The following is a 9,790-nucleotide window of genomic DNA, read 5'->3' on the forward strand; positions in this document are numbered from 1 at the left end:
CAGGCTTTTTCGCCGGATCCGGACGTTCTTCATTCAAGGTTTGAATCCCTGGCCCAGCAACCAGCTGCGAACCATCCGCCCCTGCTCCAACGTCAACCCGGCCAATACCTGATCCGCCGGCTCTCCCTGCTTTAACCTCTGCACCAACGCCGCCACCTCAACCCCATGCACATGCCAAATGCCCAGCGGCTGATCCACCGTGATCACCACCTCGGCTTCATCGACAAAACCATCGCGCAGCACCGGTGCAAGTTCGATCCTCAGCGCATTGAAATCGGCCTCGGCATGGGCGATTTCAGCATCCGGCCATTGCCGTCGCGCCTGCCAGAATGGCTGATCCAGCCAACGCTGCTCATCGGCATAAAAATCCCGGCCGATCCGCGCGAACCGCAGGAACAACTGTTCCACCCGCTGCTGGTGGAAACGCCGGGCCAGAGCCGCTCGCTCAGGTTTGCACAACAGTGTGTTGATCACCGTCGGCGCCTGCAACGCCGAGGAGAGGGACTGAAAGATGCCGTTGCCCGACAACGGGTCCACGGCCATCGCCGCATCACCGACCCGAATCCAGTTCTCGCCGCACACCTGCGGGTTGAGAATCGCCGTGCTGCTGCGGGCATGCAGCTGCAAATCCAGCTCCGGTTCGCCGCCGAAAAAACCACGGGCCACCGCCGACTCCCCACGTCTTTGCCGGCAGTACTCGAGCAGCATGGTCTTGCCCGGCAACCCGGCACTGGCCACGTCCACCGTCCATTGCCAGTAACACTGGCCGTCGGCCCGCCGCGCCATCCATGCCCAGCCATCCGCAAGGCTTTCCACGGCGCTGGCGGTGCTGCCCGGCGTACCTTGCCAGCGATTGAGCAGGCTGACGGTCTCGGGGCCACGCAAACCCTTGCCGATAGCAGGTGCCTGACGTCCTCGGGCTTCCACGAGAAATGGCGCGAGCAGCGGTTCGTGTCCGTCGATTTCGATTCGGTGGCCATGGGCCGATGACTGAACCCTGAGCACCCGGCCTTCGATCAGCTCGACCCCCGCCAGGCGCAAATCCTCACGCAGGCCTCGGTCAAACACCGGACGGTCGAGCAAGTACTCGATATTCTGCGCATGGTGCTGGCCGTTCCAGCTCACCTGGCGTTGAGAGGGCAGCGCCGCCTCCGTCAACGCCTGATGCAGGCCCGCGCTGCGCAAGGCATCCAGAACCCGCACGGACACGCCTTCAAGCGCCGCAAACCGGCGCCATTCGCTGATCAGCGTGACGCCATGGCCAAGCCGCCGTAGCCCCAGTGCGACAGCAGCTCCAGCCGGTCCGGCGCCAAGAATGACGATGTCCGTCATGGCCCGAAGCGCCGTTCAGGGCCACGGTAACGGGCATGGTCGCGCAACCACTCGATGACTTGCTCATTGCTGGCATCAGGCTGTTCGACAAGGAACCCGGCAATGTGCCCGCTCAACGCGGCGCAACCGAGGCTCGCCCCGGATTGCCCCGGGTACGTGCCATGCACACAGGCGGCGAAATCCGCCTGGGCGCTGTTGAGCCACGACCATTCCTGCTCGGCGCAGCGCGCATCGCCGGTCACCCGCAACACCTGCGGATAGTTGGCCGGAAACACCCCTTCGCCCTGGGCCGGACTCGACGCACACAACAACACGCCCCGTGCCACCGCCGCCGCGCAGGCCGCGCGCAACAGGCTGCGATCCTGGCGCAGGCCGAGGCTCAGATTGATCAGTCGCACGTTCTGCGCCACCAGCCAGTCAATCGCCGTGGCGATCTGCAAGGCACTGGTGACACCGCGCTGGTCGAACACCTGGGCCACGCAAAACAGCGCCGAGGGGGCACGCCGGCCAATCGCCTCGATCACCGCGCTGCCATGGCCCAACGGATCGTCGCGCAAGTCGCCCTCGGCCAGGCCGTCTTCGAGCAATGAAAAGCGCCGACCGGCGATCACTTGCACCCGTTGCGCCGCCGAATGGCCGCTGTCCACCACACCCACGCGCAACTCAGGTTTCATGCAGCACCGTTTTCGAGGTCAGCACGCCGTCGAGTAATTCGAACCGCAGATCGGCATCGGCCAGGGTTGAAGGGCGATGGCTGATCAGGATGCGCGTGCGTGCGGCAAACAAGCGGTCGATGGCGTCGATGACTTCGCGCTCGGTGGCTTCGTCCACCGCTGAGGTCGCTTCATCGAGCACCAGAATCAAAGGGTCCTGCAACAGCGCCCGGGCAATCGCGATGCGCTGCTTCTGCCCACCGGACAACTGCTGGCCGCGTTCACCCAGCGGACTGTCGAGGCCCTCGGGCAAGGACTCGATCAGGCCGTCGAGTTGCGCCAGGCGCGCCACTTCGGCAATCGCTTCGCGGCTGGCGTCCGGCACCGCGTAAGCCAGGTTGTCGGCGAGGCTGCCGCGAAACAGCACGATGTCCTGGCTGACGATGGCAATGCGTCGACGCAACTGGAACAGGTCCAGCTCCCGAACATCGACGTCGCCCAGCAGTACCCGTCCCGATTGCGGATCGTGATGCCGTTGCAGCAGGTCGATCAGGGTGGATTTACCGACGCCCGAACCGCCGCTGAGGGCCACTTTCAAACCGTAGGGTATCCGCGCTTCGATACCGCGCAGGGTCGATTGGCGACCGGGATGGGCGAAGTGCACGTTGTCGAACCAGAGATCACCGCCATTGGGCATCGGCCGTGGTCTGGCAGGCGTCGACACGGTCGGCTGTTCGCCGCGCAACTCCATGACCCGGCCGAGGCTGACGGTCATCCGCTGAATCGCCACGTAGAGTCCGAGCAGGCTCTGTACCGGCCCCACGGCCATCCCCAGGTAGGTGGAAAACGCAATCAACGCACCGAGCTGCCAGGTGCCCTGCACCACCCAGTATCCGCCGATCAGGAAGGCGCAGGCCCGGGACAGCGAGGTCAGCGTGCCGGGCACGGCCTGGGTGAAAAACTCGGTGACTTGCAGGCGCAGCAACTGGCTCATGTAGCCCTGCCCCAGCGTTTCGAGGCGCCGTGCTTCGCGCTGTTGCTGGCCGGCGGACTGGATGAACTTCATCACCGGCAAGGTCTCGACCATGAACGACGACATGTCCGCCGAACGCTCGCGCAACTGCCGCACATCGCGCTCGATCTTGCGCCGCATCCAGCGCAGCCAGAGGACATCGAGGGGGATCAGTACCAGGGCCAGCAGCGACAGTTTCCAGGACAGCGTCACCAGCATCGCGATGGCAACCACCAGGCCAATCACGCTCGACACCGCCGAGAACAGCGAGTCCACGGCGAACCGCTGGATCTCCGCGACATCGCCATCGAGGCGCGACATCAGGTCACCGATGCGCCGCTGACCGTAAAAGCTCGGCGACAGGGATTGCAGATGCCGGTACAGGTCATCGCGCAAGGCAAACAGCATGCGCCCGGACAGGCGCGTGTGCAGGTAGCGGTTGATGCCCGAAAGCGCCGTGCCCAACAGCCCGGCAACAATCATCAGCCCGGCGATCAGCACCAGCATCGGGAAGTTGCGCGCCAGCAGGCCGTCGTCGATCAACAGCTTGGTCAGCCACGGCTGCACCAGCACCAACGCCGAAGCGCAGACCGACAGGCCCAGCAGCCCGGCAATCGCCAGGCGATGGGGGCGCACGAAGCTGTACAGCCAGCGCAGCGACGCCTGCAAGGCCTCGGGGTTCTGGCTGTCGATCAGCCGAACGATCAGACGTTGCATCACGAACGCAACTGTTTGAGCTTGCGATACAGGGTCGCGCGGCTGATGCCCAGGGCGTCGGCGGCGGCCGAGACGTTGCCCTGATGCGTGTCCAGGGACTGACGGATCAGCTCCAGTTCGTTTTCCCGGATGCTGCCGGCCTGGGGCCGTTCGCCGGCGGTCAATTCGTCGAGCATGCTGTCGGGTAGGTGGTCGAGGGTCAGCACGGTTTCACCCGGTTCGCGCATGGCCAGCGCGGTGCGCAGGACCATCTCCAGCTGGCGGATGTTGCCCGGCCAGTGATAGCCGCTGAGCAAGCGATCGAGATCATCGTGCAGGACCACGGCGGGTGCGCCCAGTGTCGCCAGCATGCGGCTGACCAGCGCGGCGAAATCCTCGCGTTCGCGCAGGGCCGGGAGCATCACGCTGATGCCGTTGACCCGGTAGAACAGGTCTTCGCGAAAGTGTTTATCTTCCACCAGACGCTTGAGGTCACGGTGGGTGGCGCAGATCAGCGCGACGTCGATGTCCTGCTCTTCGCCGGCGCCCAGTGGCGCGACCTTGCGATCCTGCAACACCCGCAACAGTCGGGCTTGCAAGGCCAGGGGCATGTCGCCGATTTCATCGAGGAACAAAGTGCCGCCATGGGCCTGTTGCAGGCGGCCGACCATGCCGCCCCGGCGTGAACCGGTGAACGCGCCTTCGCGGTAGCCGAACAGTTCGGACTCGATCAGGCCTTCGGGAATGGCCGCGCAGTTCACCGCCACGAAGGGTTTGTCGCAGCGCGCTCCCGCCATGTGCAGGGCGCGGGCGATCACCTCTTTGCCGGTGCCGGTTTCGCCCAATAGCAGGACCGGCAGTTCGTTGGCCAACCCTTGACGGGCCATGCGCAAGGCTCGGGCGTAACGGCTGTTGCTGCCGGCGAGCGCTTCCAGATCCGGTTGCGCCTTGGCCGGCTTGGCGACCGTGCGCGGCGGGCTGCCGACGTTGATCGAGCGTTGCGGCGCGCGCAGGGTTTTATAGAAAAATTCACCCTTGGCGGTCTGCAGACTGCCGGTGCCGCCCTGATGCAGGCGTGCCAACAATTGCAGACCGTCGACGCCGAGAAACTCCTCGCAGCGCCGACCGACCAGGGCCGAGCGCTCGGCGTGGAGCAACTGACAAGCCTGGGCGCTGACCGCGAGGATCTGCCCGCCAAGGCTCACCGCCAGCAGGCCTTGCCACGGGGATTCGAGGTATTGGCGACGGCTGTGGAAGGCGAGGACGATCTCGTCCGGGTAACTGGCGTTGAACACCCGGCTTTCGATCTGGCTGACGGCCATGGCCAGCAGCGCGGTGCTGTCGTGGGCGCGGCCGAGCGGGCCTTCGCGGGTCAGGTCGAGGACGCCGAGGATGTCGCCCTGAGGGCAATGGATCGGCACCGAAGTGCAGGAAAAATCACTGAGGCGATCCAGATAATGCTCGCCGCAATCGATCAGGGTCGGCCGCGCTTCCACCAGTGCCGTGCCGAGGGCGTTGGTGCCGCGGACCGCTTCGCTCCAGCAGGCGCCGAGGGTGATGTCCTGCAGGCCACTGCCCTTGAGGCGGTCGGCGCGGCCTTCGACGGCGAGGATGGTGGCGTCGGAATTGGCGAGGATGATCAGCCCTTCCTTGCCCTGACGCTCGGCCAGGTAATCGATGGCCGGCAACGCGGCGTCGATCAGCAGGCGATTGCTGGCCAGCAACAGGTCGAGGCTGGCGCTCGATTCCAGCGCCAGCTCGTGCTTGGCATTGAAATGCACGCCATGGCTCAGGCTGCGCCGCCACGAGGCATCGATTTCCGCACGCAGGACGCCATCCGGCACTTCGCCTTCCAGGTGCAGCTTTTCCCGGGCCAGCCGGGCTTCGCGATGCAGTTTGGGGGAGTTTGTTTTTATTAGCGTCATCAAGCGCTCCGGGTCGTCCGCCCTTGCGCCTTCATACGTCGGCGCCCTGCCGCAATCTTTACGTTAACGTAAGGGCTATGGCAAGTGCCGTAGGGCGTTTGCCTTTCAGGCAAAAAAGATCGCAGCCTGCGGCAGCTCCTACAGGGGTATCGAATTCCAAGTGTAGGAGCTGCCGCAGGCTGCGATCTTTTCGCGACACACGGACTTATCGATGCGTCCAAACCTCTGGCCCAACAAAAAACGCCTTTGCATTCTCCTCCAGACTCTCCAGGTGATACCCGCCCTCCTGCACGATCAGGCACGGCAACCCGAGGCTGCGAATGCGCTCGCCGAGCACGGCAAATCCTTCGCGGGTCACCGCCACTTTGCTTTGCGGGTCCAGCTCGAAAATATCGAAGCCCAGGGACAGCACCAGCACCTCGGCACCGAAGTCCGTCACCGCCTTCAGCGCTACCTCCAGTTGCTCGAGGAAGTCGGCCTCGCTGGCGCCATGGGCCATCGGCAGGTTGAGGTTGAAACCCTCGCCCGCCCCGGCACCGCGTTCTTCGGCAAAGCCTGCGACACCCGGATAGAAGTTGGTCGGATCGCCGTGCACCGAAACGTAGAGCACGTCGTCACGGTCGTAGAAAATCTCCTGAATGCCCTGGCCATGGTGCATGTCGGTGTCGAGCACCGCCACCCGTGCGAACCCGTCGCGCAATACCTGGGCCGCCACGGCCGCGTTGTTCACGTAGCAGAAACCACCCGCCGCTTCGGCCCGAGCATGGTGGCCCGGTGGACGGCACAAGGCATAGGCTGCCGGCTCGCCATCGAGCAACGCCCGGGCGCCGGCGATGGCGCTTTGCGCCGACCAGTAGGCCGAACGCCACGTCTGCTCGCCCACCGGGCAACTGCCATCGGCCAGATAACGCGCGGCCTGGGCGAGTATCCCGCGCAGGGCATTCGGTTCGCGGACGAAGATGTTCGACATCACCTCATCGCCCCAATCCTCGGGAATCTCTTTCCAGCGCTGATGGGCTTCCTGCAAAAACCGCAGGTACGGTGCGCCGTGCACCGCCAGCAGCGGATCGAGCCCGGCGTCGGCCGGTTGCTCGACCTTGAAACCCAAGGCATGAGACGCCTGCACCAGGCGCTGCGCACGCTCCGGCACTTCCTGCGGTGTGCGCATCTGGCCACGGGAGTAGTAGCTGCGTGGATGGTGGAGCAATTGTTCCGGGTGAAAAAAACTGCGCATGGAATGAATACCTATCAGTGTGGGAGCGAGCTTGCTCGCGATGAGGCCAGCACATTCAACATTGTTGGCGACTGATCCACCGCAATCGCGAGCAGGCTCGCTCCCACATGGGATTTGTGTTTATTCAATGATTTCGGCACGAGACAGCACGGCGTTGAGCAACACATCCGTGCCCTGCCGCACATCTTCAGGCAACACGTCTTCAGCTTCGTTGTGGCTCAACCCGCCCACGCACGGGATGAACACCATGGCCGTCGGGCAGAACCGCGCCAGGTGGATCGCGTCATGCCCGGCGCCGCTGACGATCGATTGCTGAGCGTAGCCCAGCCCATCCACGGCCTGCTGCACCGCCGCCACGCAGTCCGCGTCGAACGGCGTGGCCGGGCTGATCCAGTGCGGGGTGATCGCCAGTTTCAAACCGCGACCGTCGGCTATCGCCTGAAGCCGCGCACGGACCTGTTGCTCCATCGCCTCGATGGTTTCGTCACGGTGATGACGCAGGTCGACGCTGAAGTTCACCAGCCCCGGAATGGTATTGCGCGACGATTTGTTGATGCTCAACTCACCGACCGTGGTCAGGCCTTCAGGGGCGAAGTCCGCCGCCAGGGCTTCGATGGCCTGGATCATCGGCGCCACGCCGTACAAGGCATCCTTGCGCAGCGGCATAGGCGTGGTACCGGCGTGGGCCGCCATGCCTTCGACCCGCACGTCGAGCCAGCGAATCGCCTGGCCGCCGCTGACGACGCCGATGCTCTTGGCGTTGTCTTCGAGGATCGGCCCTTGCTCGATGTGCGCTTCAAAGTAGGCATCCACCGCCCCACCCAGCGGGCGCTCACCGGCATAACCGGTACATTGCAGTGCCTCGGCGACGCTGATGCCATCGATGTCGCGCACCGCCAGCGCGGCGTCCAGCGCCATGATGCCGGTAAACACCGCCGAGCCGAACATCGCCGGGGTGAAGCGTGCGCCTTCTTCGTTGGTCCACACCGCCACTTCCAGTGGCTTGCGGGTCTGGATCCCCAGATCGTTCAGGCAGCGCACCACTTCCAGGCCGGCGAGCACGCCGTACACGCCATCGAACCGCCCGCCTTCGGGCTGGGTGTCGAGGTGGCTGCCCATCATCACCGGTGCCGCGTCAGGATCAATGCCGGCTCGACGGGCGAACAGGTTGCCGATGGCATCCACGCTCAGGGTCATGCCGGCTTCACGGCACCAGTGGGCAAAGAGTTCGCGACCGGCCTTGTCCTCGTCGCTCAGGGCCAGGCGGCAGCTGCCGCCACGGGCGGTGGCGCCGATTTCGGCCATCGCCATCAGACTCGCCCAGAGGCGTTCGCCATTAATCTTCAACATGAGTTTCTCCAGGAAAATTCGGTTCAGGCCTTGACCAGTTCCAGGCGTTCAGCGCTGGCGTGGCGACGGGCGAGGGACAGGACACACAGCAGCGAAGTCGCGGCGATCAGGCTGTAGAACACCGCCATCGGCCACCACTGGCCGGCGAACCGGTGCGCCAGCATCGTGCCGATCAGCGGCGTCAGGCCACCGGCCAGCGCGCCGCAAATCTGGTACGCCAGGGAAATCGCGGTGTAGCGCACGCGGGTCTCGAACATGCCGCTGACGTAGCCGGCGATCACCGCGTAGAACGACGCCATGCACACCACCGCCAGGGCAATGCCGAGGATGATCAGCGGCGCCTGGGCCGAACTGACCAGCACGAACATCGGGTATGGCGAGGCCATGGCCAACAGCGACACCAGGCACAGGAAGCGGGTCGCGCCGATCTTCTCGGCGACCCAGGCCGCCAGCGGCTGGATGCAGAACTGGATGATCGCGACGAAGAACAGGCACTCCAGAATCAGCGAGCGCGGCAATGAGAGTTGCTGGGTGGTGTAGGCAATCATGAAGGTGTTGGTGAAATACACCCCGGCGATCCCCAGGGTGTTGGCGCCGATGCACAGCAACAGCGGACGCCACGCCGTGCGCAGCACCTCCATGACCGGCGCCTGTTCCTTGCGCTGGTTTTTACTGGCCTGCTCGCGACTGGCGAGAAATTCCGGCGACTCATTCACCCCCAGGCGAATCGCCAGGCCCACCAGCAACAACAGCGAACTGGCGAGGAACGGCAAGCGCCAGCCCCAGCTCATCAGGTCTTCTTCCGGCAGACGGGTGACCGCGCTGAAGGCCAGCAGCGAGAGGATCAATCCCGCCGGGCTGCCCAGTTGCGCAAACGAGGCGAAGAAATTGCGCCGGCCTTTCGGTGCATGCTCGCCGGCCATCAACACCGCCCCGCCCCATTCGCCACCGACGGCGATGCCCTGGACGATGCGCAGCAGGATCAGCAGCACCGGCGCCGCCGCGCCGATCTGCGCGTAGGTCGGCAGCAAGCCGATGCACACCGTGACCACGCCCATCATCAACAGGGTGATGATCAGCGACTTCTTGCGACCGATGCGGTCACCGATATGGCCGAAAACAATCCCGCCCAACGGCCGCGCAAAGAAGCCCACGGCAAAGGTGCCGAATGCCGCCATGGTGCTGAACAGTTTGTCGTCGGAGGGGAAGAACAGCGCGCCGAACACCAGCGCGGCGGCGGTGGCATAGATGTAAAAGTCGTACCACTCGATCATGGTGCCAATAAAGGCGGCGGCTGCCGCACGGCGCGGCTGGGACGAAGCTTGAGGCTTCATGGGTCGGGCTCCTTTGGTTATTTTTCTGGCAGGAGGGAAACGGCAAATCCGCGGCGCTCTGGCGGCGCCGGTCTGGGGATGATTTTTCGTTCCGGGACCATGATTAGTCAATTTTCTATTTATTATTCGAAGTATTACTACATCTTATAATTGAGAGCAGCTGCAGCCGAACGCGACGTACGCTGCTGGCACCCCGATTCACGATGGGTCATCGAGTGGAAGGAAAAAGGGAGGGCATCCATTGCCCTCCCCTC

7 protein-coding genes are annotated in these 9,790 nt (G+C 64.4%); all 7 read right to left on the reverse strand.

The features are described from left to right. Window positions 1-33: 33 nt before the first annotated feature. Window positions 34-1,332, reverse strand: a complete 1,299-nt coding sequence (gene qhpG, locus AC3WJW_RS29630) for a flavin-dependent monooxygenase QhpG (protein ID WP_493728496.1) — start codon at window positions 1,330-1,332, stop codon at window positions 34-36. Further along, window positions 1,329-2,006, reverse strand: a complete 678-nt coding sequence (qhpE, locus tag AC3WJW_RS29635) for a subtilisin-like serine protease QhpE (RefSeq protein WP_493728497.1) — start codon at window positions 2,004-2,006, stop codon at window positions 1,329-1,331. The genes qhpG and qhpE overlap by 4 nt, the downstream gene beginning before the upstream one ends. Next, entirely contained in the window at window positions 1,996-3,714 is a 1,719-nt protein-coding gene (locus AC3WJW_RS29640) for an ABC transporter ATP-binding protein (RefSeq protein WP_493728498.1), read from the reverse strand. Before AC3WJW_RS29640 ends, qhpE begins: the two co-directional genes overlap by 11 nt. Continuing rightward, a complete protein-coding gene (locus AC3WJW_RS29645; RefSeq protein ID WP_493728499.1) occupies window positions 3,714-5,618 on the reverse strand; it encodes a sigma-54-dependent Fis family transcriptional regulator in 1,905 nt (634 codons plus the stop codon). The genes AC3WJW_RS29640 and AC3WJW_RS29645 overlap by 1 nt, the downstream gene beginning before the upstream one ends. Before the next feature lie 205 nt (window positions 5,619-5,823). Then, window positions 5,824-6,852, reverse strand: a complete 1,029-nt coding sequence (locus AC3WJW_RS29650; RefSeq protein ID WP_493728500.1) for a histone deacetylase family protein — start codon at window positions 6,850-6,852, stop codon at window positions 5,824-5,826. Window positions 6,853-6,972: 120 nt separating this feature from the next. Further along, window positions 6,973-8,202, reverse strand: a complete 1,230-nt coding sequence (locus AC3WJW_RS29655) for a Zn-dependent hydrolase (RefSeq protein ID WP_493728501.1) — start codon at window positions 8,200-8,202, stop codon at window positions 6,973-6,975. Window positions 8,203-8,225: 23 nt separating this feature from the next. Beyond that, window positions 8,226-9,536 (reverse strand): MFS transporter, encoded by a 1,311-nt coding sequence (locus AC3WJW_RS29660; RefSeq protein WP_493728502.1) that lies wholly within the window; start codon window positions 9,534-9,536, stop codon window positions 8,226-8,228. Window positions 9,537-9,790: the final 254 nt, after the last annotated feature.

Source organism: Pseudomonas sp. GW821-FHT07G06, from assembly GCF_058986625.1.